Origin of the sequence: Micromonospora sp. L5, assembly GCF_000177655.2 — a bacterium.
Classification (GTDB): Bacteria; Actinomycetota; Actinomycetes; order Mycobacteriales; family Micromonosporaceae; genus Micromonospora; species Micromonospora aurantiaca.
The window spans coordinates 6,736,564-6,754,982 of the sequence record NC_014815.1; the positions used below are offsets into that span (position 1 = coordinate 6,736,564).

The following is an 18,419-nucleotide window of genomic DNA, read 5'->3' on the forward strand; positions in this document are numbered from 1 at the left end:
CCGCAGGCACCCGTACAGTTCAGCCCCGTGCTGGAGGAGATCGGCCTGACCCCGGACGAGGAGGAGCTCTACCGCAGCCTGGTACGGGCGAACACGGCCCGGGCCGGTGAGCTCGCACAGCGGCTGGGACGGCCCCGCGCGGAGGTCGCCGCCCGGCTGGACGCCTTGCGGGACAAGGGTCTCGTGCTGCCGACCGGGCCGGAACCGGACGCGCCGCTGCGGCCGCTCGCGCCGGACGTGCCGTTGGGCGAGGCGCTGCTGCGCCGCCAGTCCGCGCTGGAGGAGGCCCGCGCCGCTGTCAGCCGGCTCGCCGAGGACTACCGGGCCGGGATGCGCCGCCACGACGCCGCGCACCTGGTCGAGGTGGTCACCGGCGCGCGGGGGCTGCGGGAACGGCTGCGCGAGCTGCAGAACGGCGCGCGCGAGGAGGTGCTCTGGTTCTGCCGGGCGAACCCGCTGGCGATGCCCGGACCGGAGAACGTCGAGGAGTTCGACGCGCTCGCCCGCGGCGTGCGCTACCGGGCCATCTACGAACGGGCCATGCTGCTGGAGCCGGGCGCGCTCGCGGACGTGGAGCGGGGCGTACGCGCCGGGGAGCAGGCCCGGGTGCTGGACCGGCTGCCGGTGCGACTGGCCGTGGTGGACGGTCGTACCGCGGTGTGCCCGCTGGTGCCCGACCGCGACGGCGGGGAGCCGACGGCCGCGGTGATCGGCCGCAGCCAGTTGCTGGACGCCCTGCTGGCGCTCTTCGAGAGCCACTGGCTGATGGCGACGCCGCTCGGCACGCCCGCCGACCGGGCCGCCACCGGCTACCAGCCCGACGGCGACGAGGCGCGGCTGCTGTCGCTGTTCGTCGCCGGGGTGCCGGACAAGTCGATCGCGTCACAGCTCGGGGTGAGCCGGCGTACCGTGCAGCGGCGGCTGGCCGACCTGATGGCCGCCGCCGGTGTGGACACCCGGCCCGGGCTGGCGTTCCAGGCCGCCCGGCGCGGCTGGATCTGACCGGGGCCGGGGCGGGACGGCCCCAGGACCGCCCCGCCCCGGCGTCTCATCGCAGCCCGTACGCGTCGATCACGGTCTGCGTCACGGTGCTGCCGGACCGGTCCCGCGCCGAGACGCGCAGCGACACCGTGCCGCGCCCGGCCGGCACCTCGGCGGTGAACCGGGTGCCGGAGCCGCGTACCGGCGCCGTACGCCAGGTGCGTCCGCCGTCGAACGACACCTCGGCGCGTACCGTCGTGCCGGCCGGCGCGGGCAGGCCGGCCAGGTGGCGCAGCGTCAGCCCGACGGTGTGCTTCCGCCTGCCGGGCACCTCGCCGCGCAGGTCGGCCGGCACCCGGTAGTCGACCTGGAGCAGCGGCAGCGGCCGGGCCGCGTCACCGGACGGGCGGGCCGAGGTGAACTCCCACGCCGTCTCGGTACGGGTCGCCCACCGCCATTCCGCCGACGACCGTGCCGTTGTCACGTCGAGGCGGTAGCGGGCCGGACCGGCGGTGGCAGGCACCGGCGCCCAGCCGGCGGACAGGTCGGCGATCGGCTGCCCGTCCCGGCTGACCCGGCGGGTCACCGTGTCCTGCTCCTCCGACCGGTTGTCCACGCCGGCGTGACCGTCGGCGTCGACGAACTCGGCCACCCTCAGGTCGAGCGTGTCAGCGGTCCGGCTCGGCGCGGCCGCACCGGCCGGCACGGCGGGACGCACCAGCGGCGTGTGCCACGACTCGGTGGTCCGGTCGGTGGCCGCGTAGCGCCGGGGCCGGTCGGACAGGCCGCCGGTCAGCGTCCCCATGGTGGAGAACATCATTCGGTGCAGCACCCGGTGCTGCCACCACGAGTCACCGGAGCTGACGTACTCCCGCCGGGTCGTCCCGGTACGCACCATCCGCTGGTCGTCGTTCCAGGAGAACTCCTGCCAGGGCCGCCACCCGAACCGCTGCTCGGTGGCCCAGTCCAGGCCGCCGGTGTCGCCGTAGCGCGCGGTCACCTCGGCCGTGTTCGCGGCGGTGACCCGGTGGAGGATCCGCTCCGGCACCCGGCCCTTCGACACCTGGAACACGTCGTAGAGGTACGGGCTGTCAACGGTGAGCGTCAGGTCCATCCGGGCCCGGCCGGTACGCGCCGCCGCGAGCATCCGCTGCCCGTCGTCGTACGCCACCGCGAGCGCCGGTGCCGGCAGCCGCTCCCCGGTCGGACGCCACACCGTCCACGCGCTCTGGTCCGCCGGCCGGACGATCAGCACCGCCCTCGCGCCGGCCGCCGCCGCAGCGGCCACCTGCTCCTCCTCGGACCGGTCGGCGGACGCGGTGAGCAGCGCCGCCGCGCCCCGCACGCCGGCCAGCTCACCGGGTGCGCCGGTGCCGGCGGCGACCAGGCGTAGCCGCTGCCGCCCGGCCGGGGCCGGTGACTGACCCATCAGGTTGACGTCCAGCGCGCCGGACACGCCGCTGACGTCGATGTCGACCATCGGTGCGACGAGCTGCCAGCGCGAGGAGAACTCGAACTCGCCGTGGCGCACCTGCCGGGTCGGGGTGACGTTGAGCTGCTGCACGGTGCTGAACGTCATCACGCCGTGGTCGACCTGCCGGCCGTTGCCGAACACCCGGTGCTGGTAGAAGCTCAGGACGGCCCGCTGCTCGGACGGTTTCGGCGTCTCGATCCGTACCGGCGTGCCGCGCCGCGGGTCGAGCACCACCGTGAGGTCCCGGTCCACTGTCAGCTCCGGGTCGGTGACCAGGGTGAGCTGCTCGTCCAGCGGCGCGCCGTGCTCGATCAGCGCGTGCAGCAGGTACGGCCCCTCCTCCACCTGGATCCGCCACTCGTCGCCGACGCCGAGCCAGCCCATCGCGTCCGACTCCGGGTGCTCGCCGAACAGCGTCACCACCGGCGACGATCCGGGCCGCCCGGCCAGGTCCAGCGCGCGCAGCGTCACCGTGTGCTGCGGGCCGCTGAGCGTTAGCCCGACCGCGGTCCGCACCGTCACGCCGTCCGTGCCGGTGGCGACCAGCCAGCCGCCGTGCGGGCCCCGGTCCAGCCGGGCCGGGTCGGCGCGCAGCGGCACGTCCACACCGCCGCCGGCCGGCACCGTCACCGTGCCGGCGTCGAGTGTCAGGCCGTCGGTCTCGGCCGCGCCGCTGTCCAGGTTGCGCAGCTCCAGCGCCAGACGCAGCGTCTGCGCGGCTTCGGTGCCGTTGACGTAGCGCACCGTCCGGGTCGCGGCCGGCCCGCCGGTGGTCAGCCGGCCGAAGTCGGCGGTGGCCGTGCCGTACACCCGCTGGCGCAGCGCCCGGGCCACGTCGACCCGCCCGGCGCCCTGCTCGAACACCGTCGCGCCGGTGCTCGGGCGGGTGGTGCTGACCAGCGCGTCCTTCAGTTGCGCGGCGCTCCACCCGGGGTGCTCCTGGGCGAGTACGGCGGCCGCGCCCGCGACGTGCGGCGTGGCCATCGAGGTGCCCGAGGCGCGGGTGTAGGCGTCGTCCACAGGCGTACCCATGGTGGTGCCGGCGGCGCGGGCGGCGACGATGCCGACGCCCGGTGCGGTGATCTCCGGCTTCAGGCCGTTGTCGCCCAGGCGCGGGCCGCGGCTGGAGAAGTCGGCGAGCACGTCGTCGCGGTCGACGGCGCCGACGGTGAGCGCGGCGGTGGCCGCGCCGGGCGAGCCGACGCTGCGCGGCTCACCGTCGTTGCCGGCGGCGATCACGAACAGCGCGCCGGTTTCGGCGGTGAGGTCGTTCACGGCCTGGCTCATCGGGTCGGTGCCGTCGGTGGGCGCGCCGCCGAGGCTCATGCTGACCACCTTGGCGCCGGAGCGCGCGGCCCACTCCATGCCGGCGATGATGCCGGAGTCGTAGCCGGAGCCGGAGTCGTCGAGCACCTTGCCGACCAGCAGCCGCGCGCCGGGCGCGACGCCCTTGCGCAGCCCTGCGGAGGCCGCGCCGCTGCCGGCGACGGTGGCCGCCACGTGGGTGCCGTGGCCGTGGCCGTCCCGGGCGCTGCCGCCGCCGGTGAAGTCGCGCGCCTCGGCGACGCGGCCGGCCAGGTCGGGGTGGTCGGCGTCCACGCCGGTGTCGAGCACCGCGACCCGCACGCCGGCGCCGTCGCGCCCGGCCGCCCACGCGGCGGGCGCACCGATCTGCGGGACGCTGTGCTCCAGCGCCACCCGGGCCCGCCCGTCCAGCCACACGCGCTCCACGCCCGCGCCGAGCCGGACCGGTCCGGCACCCGCGGTGCGGGCCTGCGGCGTCTCCCGCAGCGACGTCCACAGCGCGCCCAGGTCGTCCTTGTCGACACGCAGCGCGGCGCCGTTGATGCTGGACAGCGGACGGGACTCGGCGGCGACGGCGAGGGGGCGCACCCGCCCGGCGGCCGGTTCCCGGTAGCGCACGATCAGCGGCAGCGCCGTGAGGCCCGCGTCGCCGTAGCCCTGCTCGGCCAGTTCCTGCACCTCGAACAGGTCCGGGTCGAGCACGCCCGCCGACACGTACGGCACGACGTCGGCGGGGAGCACCCGCAGCCCGCCGTCGGCCTGCGTGGTCTGGAAGACGATCCGGTCCCGGCCCGGCCCGGGGTGGACAGTGGCGGCGATCCGGCCCTGCGCGGCCTGGACCAGCTCGACCTGGTCGCCGGTGATCAGCGTGACGCGGGCGGGCGGCGCGCCCGGGGCGGATGTGCCCGGGGGCGGGCCGGCGGGCCGGGCGGGCGGTACGGCGGACGCCGGTACGGCGAGCCCGACCACCAACGCCCCGGCCGCGCCGGCGGCGAGCCAGCGGGGGAACCGGTGCATGTGACGCTCCTCTACTCCGAGGCCGGCCTCGTGAGACCGGCGATCGGAGTCTGCGACGGCGTCCGCCACCTGGTCACCGGGTACGGGCCGCCGCACCGGCGACATGTCGCCAGGTGGACACGAGCACGACGGAGTGGAGGCCGGGACGCCGGAGACCGTGTCGCCCAGCTCGCGTGCCGCCGCTTCCTCCGGCGGCGGCCCTGCGACCTGTCGGCCCGGCCGGGGTCGACACCCGACCGGACACGGCGTGCCGGTCCGCCCGCCGCGGCCGGCTACGACGCTCCGGCGTCCCGACCGTCGCGGCCCCGACCACCCCCTGGCCGAGCCCGCGACAGGTGGGCCGCATCCGGGAAGCGGCGGGCCTCACCGCCGCGCCCGGACTCACCTCTTCGCGGCCCGTACGCCCACCGTAACGCGCGCGAGCGCCGGGACCGGTGGGCCGAACGGAGATTTCCGCTGAGCCGCTGGTCAGCGACGGTTGCCCCGCCAGCCCTGGACGGGAAGGTCGAACTTGGCCACCAGCCGGTCGGTGAACGGGCGGGCCCGCAGCCGCACGATGCGCACCGGCAGCGTGCCCCGGCGCACCGTCACCCGGGCGCCCGGCGGCAGGTCGTAGACGCGCCGCCCGTCGCAGCAGAGCACGGCCAGTGTGGTGAACGGGTCGACGGTGATGACGAACGTCGACGTGGGCGCGGTCACCAGCGGGCGGCTGAACAACGCGTGCGCGCTGATCGGCACCAGCAGCAGCGCCTCCACCTCGGGCCAGACCACCGGCCCGCCGCCGGAGAACGCGTACGCGGTCGAGCCGGTGGGGGTCGCGCAGATCACGCCGTCGCAGCCGTACCGGGACAGCGGCCGGCCGTCCACGTCGACGAGCAGCTCCAGCATCTGGGCGCGTTCGCCCTTCTCCACGCTGATCTCGTTGAGCGCCCACGACTCGATGGTCGGCCCGCCCTCGAACTCGGCCGTGACGTCCAGGGTGAGCCGTTCGTCCACCGTGTAGTTGCGGTCGACCACGTCACGCACGGCGGTGTCCAGGTCGTCGATCTCCGCCTCGGCGAGGAAGCCGACCTTGCCCAGGTTGATCCCGAGCAGCGGCACCTTGGCCGGGCGGGCCAGCTCGGCGGCGCGCAGGAACGTGCCGTCCCCGCCGAGCGCGAACACGATCTCGGCGCCCTCGGCGGCCTCCGGCCCGGTCACCGGCACCACGCCCGGCAGGTCCAGGTCGTCGGCCTCCTCGGCCACCACACGCACCTCGAACCCGGCGGCGATCAGGTCGGCTGCCACCGCGCGGGCGTGCTCGGTGCTGCGTCGACGGCCGGTGTGCGTGACCAGCAGCGCGGTACGGCTCATCCGGACACCTCCTCGGTCGTGGCCGCCGTCGCGGCGGCGCCCTGCGGGCCGGCGGCCACCACCGCGCGGACCCGCTCCGGATCCGCGGCGGGCGCGTCCCCGCGCAACCATACGAAGAACTCGACGTTGCCGCTCGGCCCGGGCAGCGGGCTGGCCGCGACACCGGCCAGGCCGAGGCCCAGCCCGGCGGCGGCAGCGGCCACGTCCAGCACCGCCTCGGCGCGCAGCGCCGGATCGCGGACCACACCGCCGGCGCCGACGCGCTCCTTGCCGACCTCGAACTGCGGCTTCACCATCAGCGCCAGGTCACCGCCGGGCCCGGTGCACGCCGCAAGCGCCGGCAGCACCAGCCGCAGCGAGATGAACGACAGGTCGGCCACCGTCAGGTCGACCGGGCCGCCAATCGCCTCCGGCGTGAGGGTACGCACGTTCGTGCGCTCGAACACCCGCACCCGCTCGTCGGTCCGCAGCGACCAGGCGAGCTGCCCGTAGCCGACGTCCACGGCGACCACCTCGGCGGCGCCGCCGCGCAGCAGCACGTCGGTGAAACCGCCTGTCGACGCGCCCGCGTCCAGGCAGCGCCGGCCGGTGACGGTCAGCCCGCCGGGGGCGAACGCGGCGAGCGCGCCGGCCAGCTTGTGGCCGCCCCGGGAGACGTACTCCTGTGCCGGGTCCTCGCCGGTGACCAGCAGCGGGTCGGCCGGGTCGACCATCGCCGCGGGCTTGCGCGCCTGCACTCCGCGCAGCTGGACGCGACCGGCCTCCACGAGCGCGGCGGCCTGTTCCCGCGAGCGGGCCAGCCCGCGCCGGACCAGTTCGGCGTCCAGCCGGGTACGACGAGCCATCAGGTGTGTCTCCGCCTCTGCTCAGGCCTGGTCGATGGTGGCGAGGGTCTCGCGCAGCGTCTCGTACGCCGCCTCGTACTGGGCGATCTGGTCGGCCGGGGCGAGCGCCTCGGCGTTGGCCATGCCGAGTACGGCCGCGTCCACCGCCGGGTGCCGCGCCTCGCCGATCTCCTCGGCCGGCGCGGGGCGTACCCCCGGGGGCGGTCCGGGCCGCGGACCCTGCGGCGGGCCGGGCCGGGGCGCGGTCACGAGCCGGCCGCCCGGCGCCCGGTGGCCTTCTTCGCCGGCCGGGCGGGCGCGGCGGACGAGCCGTCGGCGGGGGTACGGGCCACGGTGGCCGGCGGCTTCTTCGCGATCGCCTTCTTGGCCACCGTCTTCTTCGCCACCGCCTTCGTCGGCGTCGTCGCGGGGGCCTTGGCCGGGGTCGTCGCCGGGGAGGACTCGGCGGCGGGCGAACCGGTCCTCGGCGCCGCGCCTGTCCCGGACGGTGCGGCGGCGGGCGGCGTGTCGCCCGGCCCGAGGTGGCCGCGCGCCTCGCGCAGCTGCCGCTCCAGGTCGTGCACCCGGCGGGTCAGCTCGGCGACCTCGTCGGCGGTGGCCAGCCCGACTGCGCCCAGCGCCCGGTCCACCTCGAAGCGGACCAGCTTGGTCAGCGACTCCCGGTTCGCCAGGCCGGTCGCGACCAGTTCCTCGGCGAGCGTCTGGAGCTGGGCGGCGGTCGCGCCGCCCTGGCCGACGACGCGCATGACCGCGTCCTGTGCCTTCTTCCGGGGCGCCTCCGTCAGGCCCATGGCCAGCTCGAGGTAGGCGCGCCACGCGTCCTGCATGCCTGAGTCCTTCCGCGGGGCGAGGTGTGCAGGTGCCACGCTACCGGGCACCCCGGACACCCCATTGCGGTACGGTGCCGGGAACGGCGTGGTTCGTGGTGAGGAGACGATGTGGCCAGCGTGGACGAGTGCCGGCAGGCGTTGCACGACCTGGCCGCGCGGCTGGACCGCAACGCCGAGGCACAGGGACGCATCGACCTCGACCGCACCCTGGCCTGCCGGATCACCGACCTCGGCGCCGCGTTCCACGGGCGGCTGGAGGGTGGCCGGCTGGTCGACCTGTCCGACGGCGACGACCCGAAGGCCAAGATCGCGCTGAGCACCGGCAGCGACGACCTCGTCGCGCTGGTGCACGGCCGGCTCGACGTCATGTCGGCGGTGGCCTCCCGGCGGGTGTCGATCAAGGCGAACCCGTTCGACCTGATGAAGCTCCGCAAGCTGCTCTGAGCGGCCCGGCGCCTCAGTCGTCCAGACCGAACGCGGCGAGGGCCTCCTCCGCCGCCGTGGACTGCGCCCGGACGCGCGGCCCGGCCCCGGTCGACCAGGCCAGCGCGCAGAGCGCCGCGAGGGCCTCCAGCGGCGGTCCCGCGCCGTCGAGCACGAGGTCCGCGCCGGCCTCCGTCACCGACCAGCCGTCGTCTGCGGCCCGGCCCGGCACCGCCACCACTGCGGCCGGGTCGAACAGGCCCGCCAGGTCGAACGAGACGTACGCGGGGCGGCGCTCCTCGGGTGCGGCCAGCAGCTCGGCGGCGTCGCTGACGCCGGTGAGCACCAGCAGGCTGTCCAGCCCGGCCCGGCGGGCACCCTCGATGTCGGTGTCCAGCCGGTCACCCACCACGAGCGTGCGCCCGGTCCCGGCCCGCCGCGCGGCGGTGGTGAACAGCGCCGGCTCCGGCTTGCCCACCACCACGTCCGGGTCGCGGCCGAGCGCGGTCCGCAGCACCGCGACGAGCGAGCCGTTGCCCGGCAGCGGGCCACGCGGGCTGGGCAGCGTGCGGTCGGTGTTGGTGGCGTACCAGGGCGCGCCCGCCCGTACCGCCAGGGACGCCTCGGCCAGGTCGGACCAGCCGACCTGCGGGCCGTAGCCCTGGGCCACCGCGGCGGGCTCCTCGTCGGCAGTGGACACCGGCCGCAGGCCCACCGCACGCAGCTCGGCGCGCAGCGCCTCCGCGCCGACCACGAGCACGGGTGCGCCCTCGGGCAGCCGGTCGCGGAGCAGTTCGGCGGTGGCCGCCGCGGAGGTGAGCACCTCCGCCGGCCGGGCCGCGACGCCCATGCCGGTGAGCAGGTCGGCCACCTCGCTGGAGCGGCGGGAGGCGTTGTTGGTCGCGTACGCGACCGCGCGCCCCTCGGCATGCAGCCGGCCGACCGCCTCGACCGCGCCGGGAATGGGCCGGTCGATCAGGTAGATGACGCCGTCCAGGTCGAAGACGACGAGCGAGTACGCGTCGACCAGCCGACCGACCGCCCCGGCGCGGTCGGGTTCGCCCCGATCCGCGCCGGAGGCGGTGTCACCGGCGTACCCGGTCATCGGCGGTCCGCCGCCTCGCCCTCGCCGTCCGCGGCGTCACCGGGCGCGGGCCGGTCGGCCTTGCCGTCCGGGGTGACGTCGGCGGCCGGCGCCTGGGCGTCGGCGGCCGGTGCGGTGGCCGGATCCTCGGTCGTGGCGGTGGTGGTCGGCGTGTCGGCGGCGAGCGAGCCGGCCTCGGTGTCGGTCAGCTCGTCGTCGGCCAGATCGCCGGCGTCCCGGTCCCGGTAGTCGGCCCGTGCCGCGTCCCCGTCGACGCCCGAGGTGTCGTCGCCGCCGACGCCCGAGGTGTCGTCGCCGCCGCTCAGCGGCGCGTCGTCATCCCGGTCGTCGTCGTCATCGTCATCGTCATCGTCGTCGTCGTCGTCGTCGTCGTCGTCCTCGTCGTCGTCCTCGTCGTCGTCCTCGTCGTCGTCGTCCTCGTCCTCGTCGTCCTCGTCCTCGTCCTCGTCGTCGTCGAGGTCGTCGTCGTCGCGGACGTCCTCGGCCGACGCCTCGGACGCGTCGGTGTCGTCCTCCGGCTCGTCGTCGCCCTCGATGACCACGCCGTCCAGCTCCAGCAGCCGCTCGGCGGCGTCGGTCTCCCCCTCGGAGTCGACGTCGGCGGCCCGGGAGAACCACTCCCGCGCCTCCTCGCGCCGGTCCACCGCCAGCAGGGCGTCCGCGTACGCGTAGCGCAGCCGCGCCGCCCACGGGTCGGTCGAGTCGCCGGTCAGCTCGCGCACCTGGAGCATCGCCACCGCGGCGTCCTTCTGCCCGAGGTCGCCGCGCGCCCCGGCGGCCACGATCAGCAGCTCGATCGCGACGGCCTGGTCGAGCTTGTCCCGGTCCGCGCCGCGGAACAGGTCGATGGCCCGCTCGGGCCGGCCCAGCGCCCGCTCGCAGTCCGCCAGCACCGCCAGGTGGCTCTGCAGGCCGCTCATCCGGTGGTACGTCCGCAGCTCGGCGATGGCGGTCTGCCACTCACCCGCGTGGTACGCGGCCAGCCCGACGGCCTCCCGCACGGCGGCGATCCGCGACGCGAGCCTGCGGGCCGCCATGGCGTGCGCCAGCGCCAGCACCGGGTCCTCGTCGATCAGCAGACCGGTCGCGACCAGGTGCCGGGCGACAGTCTCCGCCACCGGCTTGGCCAGGGAGAGAAGCTCCGCCCGGACGGCCGAGTCGAGGTCGCTCGCGACGACGTCGTCCGGCAGCTCCGGCGCCTCACCGGTACGCCCCTCGCCACGCTCGTCCTGGCGCTCCCGCTGCGGGCCGTAGTTGCCGGTCCGGCGGTCGTCGCCGCCCGGCCGGTCGCCGTAGCCACGGCGCTCACCGTCCCGCTCACCCCGGTAGCCGCCCGGCCGCCGGTCATCGCGACGGTCGTCGCGCCGGAAGCCACGGTCACGGTCGCCGCCGCGGAAGCCGCCGTCGCGGCGCTCGCCGCCGGCGTAGCTCTCCCGGCGGTTGTCGCCGCCCTGGTAGCCGCCCTCGCGACGGTCGCCGCCACGGAAGCCGCCCTCGCGGGCGCCGCCTTCACGACGATCCCCACCACGGAAACCACCCTCGCGGTCGCCACCGCGGAAACCGCCCTCACGACGGTCACCGCCACGGAAACCACCCTCACGGGCGCCGCCCTCACGACGATCCCCACCACGGAAACCACCCTCACGGGCGCCGCCCTCACGACGATCCCCACCACGGAAACCACCCTCACGGGCGCCGCCTTCACGACGATCCCCACCACGGAAACCACCCTCACGGGCGCCGCCTTCACGACGATCCCCACCACGGAAGCCACCCTCACGGGCGCCACCGCGGAAACCACCCTCACGGGCGCCGCCTTCACGACGATCCCCACCACGGAAGCCACCCTCGCGGCGGTCACCGCCCCGGAAGCCACCCTCACGGCGGTCACCACCGGCGAAGCCGCCCTCACGGCGGTCGCTACCGCGGAAACCGCCCTCACGGTCACCGCCACGGAAGCCACCCTCGCGGGCACCGCCCTCACGACGGTCCCCACCACGGAAACCGCCCTCACGACGGTCGCCACCGCGGAAGCCACCCTCACGGCGGTCACCACCGCGGAAGCCACCCTCACGGTCACCGCCACGGAAACCGCCCTCGCGCCGTTCACCACCGCGGAAACCGCCTTCACGACGGTCGCCGCCCCGGAAACCGCCCTCGCGGGCACCGCCCTCACGACGGTCGCCACCGCCGAAGCCGCCCTCACGGCGGTCACCACTGCGGAAGCTGCCGTCGCGGGTGCCGGCTTCGCGGCGGTCGCCGCCACGGAAGCCACCCTCTCGACGCTCACCACCGCGGAAACCGCCGTCACGGTCGCCGCCCCGGAAGCCGCCTTCGCGACGGTCGCCGCCCGGACGGCTTCCACTCCGGAAGCCACCCTCACGGTCGCCGCCACGGAAGCCGCCCTCGCGCCGGTCACCGCCGCCGGAGCCGCCTTCACGACGGTCACCGCCACGGAAGCCACCCTCACGACGCTCACCGCCGCGGAAACCGCCGTCACGGTCGCCGCCGCGGAAACCGCCCTCGCGGCGATCGCCACCGCGGAAACCGCCTTCACGACGGTCACCGCCACGGGCGCCACTGTCACGGTCGCCACCACGGAAGCCACCCGGGCGGTCGTCGCGGCCGCCCCGGTACGAGGGACGGTCATCGCGACGGCCGTCGCGGCCGGCGTCACCACGCCCCTGGCCGCGGTCGGCGCGATCCTCGTAACGACGGGGGCGGTCCCCGCCCTGGGGTCCTGAGCTCACAGGTACATCCTTCCTGATGGCGTTTCCGCCGAGAACGCTAACGCAGTCGAGGGCCGCCCCTGCTGGGGTGGCCCTCGACTGGAAGATTGTCCGGCGGTGTCCTACTCTCCCACACCCTCCCGAGTGCAGTACCATCGGCGCTGGAGGGCTTAGCTTCCGGGTTCGGAATGTGACCGGGCGTTTCCCCTCCGCCATGACCGCCGTAACTCTATGAACATGTCAACCAACCCTGATGGGTGGTGGTTTGTTCAGAGTTGCACAGTGGACGCGTAGCAGCTTAGTAGTCAAGTCCTCGGCCTATTAGTACCGGTCAACTGAACCCGTTACCGGGCTTACATTTCCGGCCTATCAACCCAGTCGTCTAGCTGGGGGCCTTACCCCACAAATGTGGGTGGGATACCTCATCTTGAAGCGAGCTTCCCGCTTAGATGCTTTCAGCGGTTATCCCTTCCGAACGTAGCTAACCAGCCGTGCCCCTGGCGGGACAACTGGCACACCAGAGGTTCGTCCGTCCCGGTCCTCTCGTACTAGGGACAGCCCTTCTCAAGTATCCTACGCGCACGGCGGATAGGGACCGAACTGTCTCACGACGTTCTAAACCCAGCTCGCGTACCGCTTTAATGGGCGAACAGCCCAACCCTTGGGACCTGCTACAGCCCCAGGATGCGACGAGCCGACATCGAGGTGCCAAACCATCCCGTCGATATGGACTCTTGGGGAAGATCAGCCTGTTATCCCCGGGGTACCTTTTATCCGTTGAGCGACACCGCTTCCACATGCCAGTGCCGGATCACTAGTCCCGACTTTCGTCCCTGCTCGACCTGTCAGTCTCACAGTCAAGCTCCCTTGTGCACTTGCACTCAACACCTGATTGCCAACCAGGCTGAGGGAACCTTTGGGCGCCTCCGTTACCCTTTAGGAGGCAACCGCCCCAGTTAAACTACCCACCAGACACTGTCCCTGAACCGGATAACGGTCCGAAGTTAGATACCCAAATCAACCAGAGTGGTATTTCAAGATTGCCTCCACCCATACTGGCGTATGGACTTCACCGGCTCCCACCTATCCTACACAAGCTAATTCAGATACCAATGTCAAGCTATAGTAAAGGTCCCGGGGTCTTTCCGTCCTGCCGCGCGTAACGAGCATCTTTACTCGTAATGCAATTTCGCCGGGCCTGTGGTTGAGACAGTGGGGAAGTCGTTACGCCATTCGTGCAGGTCGGAACTTACCCGACAAGGAATTTCGCTACCTTAGGATGGTTATAGTTACCACCGCCGTTTACTGGCGCTTAAGTTCTCCGCTTCGCTCGTGAGAGCTAACAGGTCCCCTTAACGTTCCAGCACCGGGCAGGCGTCAGTCCATATACATCGAATTACTTCTTCGCATGGACCTGTGTTTTTAGTAAACAGTCGCTTCCCCCTGCTCTCTGCGGCCATACAACGCTCCACCCGCGCGGGGCTTCACGTCTCCGGCCCCCCTTCTCCCTAAGTTACGGGGGCAATTTGCCGAGTTCCTTAACCACAGTTCGCCCGATCGCCTCGGTATTCTCTACCTGACCACCTGTGTCGGTTTGGGGTACGGGCCGCTAAGAACTCGCTAGAGGCTTTTCTCGGCAGCATAGGATCACTGACTTCACCTGAATCGGCTCGGCATCACGTCTCAGCCTACATGCGCCGCGGATTTGCCTACGGCACGGCCTACACGCTTACCCCGGCACAACCACCGGCCGGGCTCAGCTACCTTCCTGCGTCACCCCATCGCTTGACTACTACCCGCCAGGTTCCCACGCTCCCCACCATTGGTCCGAAGACCGCCGGCAGTTCGGGTGGTTAGCACAACGAGGTTCGTCAGGGTCGCTCTTTCGCGGGTACGGGAATATCAACCCGTTGTCCATCGACTACGCCTCTCGGCCTCGCCTTAGGTCCCGACTCACCCAGGGCGGATTAGCCTGGCCCTGGAACCCTTGGTCATCCGGCGGAAGGGTTTCTCACCCTTCTTTCGCTACTCATGCCTGCATTCTCACTCGTGCCGCGTCCACAACTGGGTCACCCCGCTGCTTCACCCCCGGCACGACGCTCCCCTACCCATCCACACACCTGCATACCCCATCAAGGAGGCACGAAGTTAAAATGTGAATGCCACAGCTTCGGCGGTGTGCTTGAGCCCCGCTACATTGTCGGCGCGGAACCACTTGACCAGTGAGCTATTACGCACTCTTTAAAGGGTGGCTGCTTCTAAGCCAACCTCCTGGTTGTCTATGCGACCCCACATCCTTTTCCACTTAGCACACGCTTAGGGGCCTTAGCTGGTGATCTGGGCTGTTTCCCTCTCGACTACGAAGCTTATCCCCCGCAGTCTCACTGCCGCGCTCTCACTTACCGGCATTCGGAGTTTGGCTGATTTCGGTAAGCTTGTGGGCCCCCTAGACCATCCAGTGCTCTACCTCCGGCAAGAAACACGCGACGCTGCACCTAAATGCATTTCGGGGAGAACCAGCTATCACGGAGTTTGATTGGCCTTTCACCCCTAACCACAGGTCATCCCCCAACTTTTCAACGTTGGTGGGTTCGGCCCTCCACGCGGTCTTACCCGCGCTTCAGCCTGCCCATGGCTAGATCACTCCGCTTCGGGTCTAGAGCATGCGACTAAAAACGCCCTATTCAGACTCGCTTTCGCTACGGCTCCCCCACACGGGTTAACCTCGCCACATGCCACTAACTCGCAGGCTCATTCTTCAAAAGGCACGCCGTCACCCCGCAAGGCTCCGACGGATTGTAGGCGAACGGTTTCAGGTACTATTTCACTCCCCTCCCGGGGTACTTTTCACCATTCCCTCACGGTACTCGTCCGCTATCGGTCACCAGGAAGTATTTAGGCTTACCAGGTGGTCCTGGCAGATTCACGGCAGATTTCAGGAGTCCGCCGCTACTCGGGAACACCCACAGAAGACCAGCAGCTTTCACCTACCGGACTATCACCGTCTACGGTCAGCCATTCCAGACTGTTCGACTAGCCACTGGCTTTGTAACTTCTCCAACAGATGTCAGTCTGTTGAGCAGGGTCCCACAACCCCGACCACGCAACCCCTGACAGGTATCACACGCCGCCGGTTTAGCCTCAATCCGCTTTCGCTCGCCACTACTCACGGAATCACTATTTGTTTTCTCTTCCTACGGGTACTGAGATGTTTCACTTCCCCGCGTTCCCCCCACACACCCTATGTGTTCAGGTGCGGGTGACATCACATGACTGATGCCGGGTTTCCCCATTCGGACACCCTGGGATCACAGCTTGGTTGACAGCTCCCCCAGGCCTATCGCGGCCTCCCACGTCCTTCATCGGCTCCTGGTGCCAAGGCATCCACCGTTCGCCCTTGACAACTTGACCACAAAGATGCTCGCGTCCACTGTGCAATTCTCAACAAACAACCAACCCACAACCCACAGCCCCACACCTGCAACCACCACATGGTCACGGTTTGCGAGACCAGGCCATGCCTGGCGCCTGACAGACCCTTCGGTCCGTCTCAAGGCTCTGAAAGACAACCACTCGGGTTGTTCTTTCAGGACCCAACAGGGTGCTTACATCCTTCACCAGCCGCACCACAGTCTCGTTCCCACCACCCCGAAGAGCAGCTGTACTAGAGGAACCACGGCCGTTGCCGGCGCCGAACTTGCCAGTGTCTCCGCCATCTGAGCACCCCACCACCACGTTCGGGCGGTGTGGGCTCCATGCCACCTTTCGGTGGATGGTGCTCCTTAGAAAGGAGGTGATCCAGCCGCACCTTCCGGTACGGCTACCTTGTTACGACTTCGTCCCAATCGCCAGCCCCACCTTCGACGGCTCCCTCCACAAGGGTTGGGCCACCGGCTTCGGGTGTTGCCGACTTTCGTGACGTGACGGGCGGTGTGTACAAGGCCCGGGAACGTATTCACCGCAGCGTTGCTGATCTGCGATTACTAGCGACTCCGACTTCACGGGGTCGAGTTGCAGACCCCGATCCGAACTGAGACCGGCTTTTTGGGATTCGCTCCACCTCACGGTATCGCAGCCCATTGTACCGGCCATTGTAGCATGCGTGAAGCCCTGGACATAAGGGGCATGATGACTTGACGTCATCCCCACCTTCCTCCGAGTTGACCCCGGCAGTCTTCGATGAGTCCCCGCCATAACGCGCTGGCAACATCGAACGAGGGTTGCGCTCGTTGCGGGACTTAACCCAACATCTCACGACACGAGCTGACGACAGCCATGCACCACCTGTGACCGCCCCCGAAGGACCTGCCATCTCTGACAGTTTTGCGGCCATGTCAAACCCAGGTAAGGTTCTTCGCGTTGCATCGAATTAATCCGCATGCTCCGCCGCTTGTGCGGGCCCCCGTCAATTCCTTTGAGTTTTAGCCTTGCGGCCGTACTCCCCAGGCGGGGCGCTTAATGCGTTAGCTGCGGCACAGGGAACCGGAGAGGCCCCCCACACCTAGCGCCCAACGTTTACAGCGTGGACTACCAGGGTATCTAATCCTGTTCGCTCCCCACGCTTTCGCTCCTCAGCGTCAGTATCGGCCCAGAGACCCGCCTTCGCCACCGGTGTTCCTCCTGATATCTGCGCATTTCACCGCTACACCAGGAATTCCAGTCTCCCCTACCGAACTCTAGCCTGCCCGTATCGACCGCAGGCTTGGGGTTGAGCCCCAAGTTTTCACGGTCGACGCGACAAGCCGCCTACGAGCTCTTTACGCCCAATAAATCCGGACAACGCTCGCGCCCTACGTCTTACCGCGGCTGCTGGCACGTAGTTGGCCGGCGCTTCTTCTGCAGGTACCGTCACTTACGCTTCGTCCCTGCTGAAAGAGGTTTACAACCCGAAGGCCGTCATCCCTCACGCGGCGTCGCTGCATCAGGCTTCCGCCCATTGTGCAATATTCCCCACTGCTGCCTCCCGTAGGAGTCTGGGCCGTGTCTCAGTCCCAGTGTGGCCGGTCGCCCTCTCAGGCCGGCTACCCGTCGTCGCCTTGGTAGGCCATCACCCCACCAACAAGCTGATAGGCCGCGAGCCCATCCCAAGCCGAAAAACTTTCCACCACCAACCATGCGGTCAGAGGTCATATTCGGTATTAGCCCCGGTTTCCCGGGCTTATCCCAAAGCCTGGGGCAGGTTGCTCACGTGTTACTCACCCGTTCGCCGCTCGAGTACCCCGAAGGGCCTTTCCGCTCGACTTGCATGTGTTAAGCACGCCGCCAGCGTTCGTCCTGAGCCAGGATCAAACTCTCCAACAAAAACTTGTCGAACAGCATAACCTGGCAACAAAAGTGTTGCCAAAGGAATCCCAACCAGCCAAACCAAAAGGCCTGACCAGTACGGGGTATAAAACAATTGGCACTGGCTTTACAAGCACCCTGTTGAGTTCTCAAAGAACAACCACACACCAACCACCAGGCCCCACAACCGCGGAACCCCCAGCCGGGGCATTTCGTTCAACCACCCGCCGCTCTCGCGCCGGGCACTTTTACTACGTTACCTCACCGTCTCTGCCGTGTCAAACCGTGTGTCCCGGTCTGTCACGCTTCGTACGGGTCGGCGCCGCTGAGCACGCGCAGCAGTCACCTGCTGCGATGATCATCGGATTTGGCAGGCCGGCCGCTGCGGTTTCCCGCAAGCTCGCCCGGTGCCCTGCCGGTCGACAACCTTACCCGGTCGGTTCCGCTCCGCCAAATCCGCCCTGCTGCGTTTCGGCGGGCCTCGCCCGGACCGCGTCCTCGCAAGGCCGAAAGCCTCGGTCGGACCCGGTGCCAGCCCTGTTCGGTGCTCCCGGGCTTTCGTCCCGTTTGCCCCGTTCCGCGCTGGCAGAGAGAAAGTTACGCGTCTGCGGGTTTGAACGTCAAATCGAGGGGTAGCGGCGCGCGTCACACCCGTCCACAAGCGCCCGCGATCAAGGAGTTCGCGTCACGAACGACGTCCCCACCGGACACAAACTCCTTGATCACCGGGGCGACGGCGGGGCGGAGGGCGAGGAGGGAGACGGACGGCGGGCGGCGCGGTAGGCGCGGATGCCCAGGACTCCCACAGTCGTGCCGATGGCCAGGGAGGCGGCGATCAGCAGGGCGTGCACCCACAGGAAGCCGGTCGGGCTGCCCTCGCCGACGACGCCGGCCGACCAGGCGCGCTCGTCGTTCCAGATGGCGACCGCGAACCTCGGCCAGATCGCCCACGTCCAGACGCCGACGGCGACCAGGAACAGCGACCAACCACGTGACAGGACCATGGTCGGCCAGTATGCCAGCGCGCCGTCCGCCCAGGTCAGGCCAGCGGTGGGCGCAGCAGGCGTTTCCGTT

Annotated in this window: 10 protein-coding genes, 3 rRNA genes and 1 pseudogene; 3 read left to right on the forward strand and 11 right to left on the reverse strand. The window is 70.4% G+C overall.

Features of this window, described 5'->3' with window-relative positions; genetic code table 11:
• Positions 1–27 precede the first annotated feature (27 nt).
• Positions 28–1,002 (forward strand): helix-turn-helix domain-containing protein, encoded by a 975-nt coding sequence (locus ML5_RS30095; RefSeq protein WP_013285582.1) that lies wholly within the window; start codon positions 28–30, stop codon positions 1,000–1,002.
• 46 nt (positions 1,003–1,048) lie between these two features.
• On the opposite strand, the gene ML5_RS30100 is transcribed toward ML5_RS30095, so the two are convergent.
• The 5 genes from ML5_RS30100 to ML5_RS30120 form a co-directional block, all read right to left on the reverse strand.
• Complete coding sequence (locus ML5_RS30100) at positions 1,049–4,777, reverse strand: S8 family serine peptidase (protein WP_013477412.1); 3,729 nt, start codon at positions 4,775–4,777, stop codon at positions 1,049–1,051.
• A gap of 468 nt (positions 4,778–5,245) precedes the next feature.
• Positions 5,246–6,130 carry an NAD kinase gene (locus ML5_RS30105; RefSeq protein ID WP_013285580.1) on the reverse strand — a complete coding sequence of 295 codons (885 nt, stop codon included), beginning with the start codon at positions 6,128–6,130 and terminating at the stop codon, positions 5,246–5,248.
• Positions 6,127–6,975 (reverse strand): TlyA family RNA methyltransferase, encoded by an 849-nt coding sequence (locus ML5_RS30110; RefSeq protein ID WP_013477413.1) that lies wholly within the window; start codon positions 6,973–6,975, stop codon positions 6,127–6,129. Before ML5_RS30110 ends, ML5_RS30105 begins: the two co-directional genes overlap by 4 nt.
• 21 nt (positions 6,976–6,996) lie before the next feature.
• Entirely contained in the window at positions 6,997–7,224 is a 228-nt protein-coding gene (locus ML5_RS30115; RefSeq protein WP_013477414.1) for a hypothetical protein, read from the reverse strand.
• A complete protein-coding gene (locus ML5_RS30120; RefSeq protein WP_013477415.1) occupies positions 7,221–7,802 on the reverse strand; it encodes a phasin family protein in 582 nt (193 codons plus the stop codon). The genes ML5_RS30115 and ML5_RS30120 overlap by 4 nt, the downstream gene beginning before the upstream one ends.
• A 111-nt stretch (positions 7,803–7,913) precedes the next feature.
• On the opposite strand from ML5_RS30120, the gene ML5_RS30125 reads away from it, so the two are divergent.
• Complete coding sequence (locus ML5_RS30125; RefSeq protein ID WP_013477416.1) at positions 7,914–8,249, forward strand: SCP2 sterol-binding domain-containing protein; 336 nt, start codon at positions 7,914–7,916, stop codon at positions 8,247–8,249.
• Between the two features lie 13 nt (positions 8,250–8,262).
• On the opposite strand, the gene ML5_RS30130 is transcribed toward ML5_RS30125, so the two are convergent.
• Together ML5_RS30130 and ML5_RS33360 are read right to left on the reverse strand one after the other, a co-directional pair.
• A complete protein-coding gene (locus tag ML5_RS30130) occupies positions 8,263–9,333 on the reverse strand; it encodes an HAD-IIA family hydrolase (protein WP_013477417.1) in 1,071 nt (356 codons plus the stop codon).
• Positions 9,334–9,839: 506 nt separating this feature from the next.
• A pseudogene (locus ML5_RS33360) lies at positions 9,840–10,370 on the reverse strand (Replicase polyprotein 1ab); the annotation flags it as partial.
• Positions 10,371–10,373: 3 nt separating this feature from the next.
• On the opposite strand from ML5_RS33360, the gene ML5_RS32640 reads away from it, so the two are divergent.
• Positions 10,374–12,077 carry a hypothetical protein gene (locus ML5_RS32640; protein ID WP_049800129.1) on the forward strand — a complete coding sequence of 568 codons (1,704 nt, stop codon included), beginning with the start codon at positions 10,374–10,376 and terminating at the stop codon, positions 12,075–12,077.
• Between the two features lie 94 nt (positions 12,078–12,171).
• Here the strand turns inward: ML5_RS32640 and rrf are convergent.
• The 4 genes from rrf to ML5_RS30160 form a co-directional block, all read right to left on the reverse strand.
• A 5S ribosomal RNA gene (rrf, locus tag ML5_RS30145) occupies positions 12,172–12,288 on the reverse strand.
• Positions 12,289–12,363: 75 nt separating this feature from the next.
• Positions 12,364–15,473: ribosomal RNA gene (locus tag ML5_RS30150) — 23S ribosomal RNA — on the reverse strand.
• Between the two features lie 375 nt (positions 15,474–15,848).
• A 16S ribosomal RNA gene (locus ML5_RS30155) occupies positions 15,849–17,363 on the reverse strand.
• Together the 16S, 23S and 5S rRNA genes form the textbook arrangement of a ribosomal RNA operon.
• Positions 17,364–18,067: 704 nt before the next feature.
• Positions 18,068–18,349 (reverse strand): SCO4848 family membrane protein, encoded by a 282-nt coding sequence (locus ML5_RS30160; protein WP_013289083.1) that lies wholly within the window; start codon positions 18,347–18,349, stop codon positions 18,068–18,070.
• Positions 18,350–18,419: the final 70 nt, after the last annotated feature.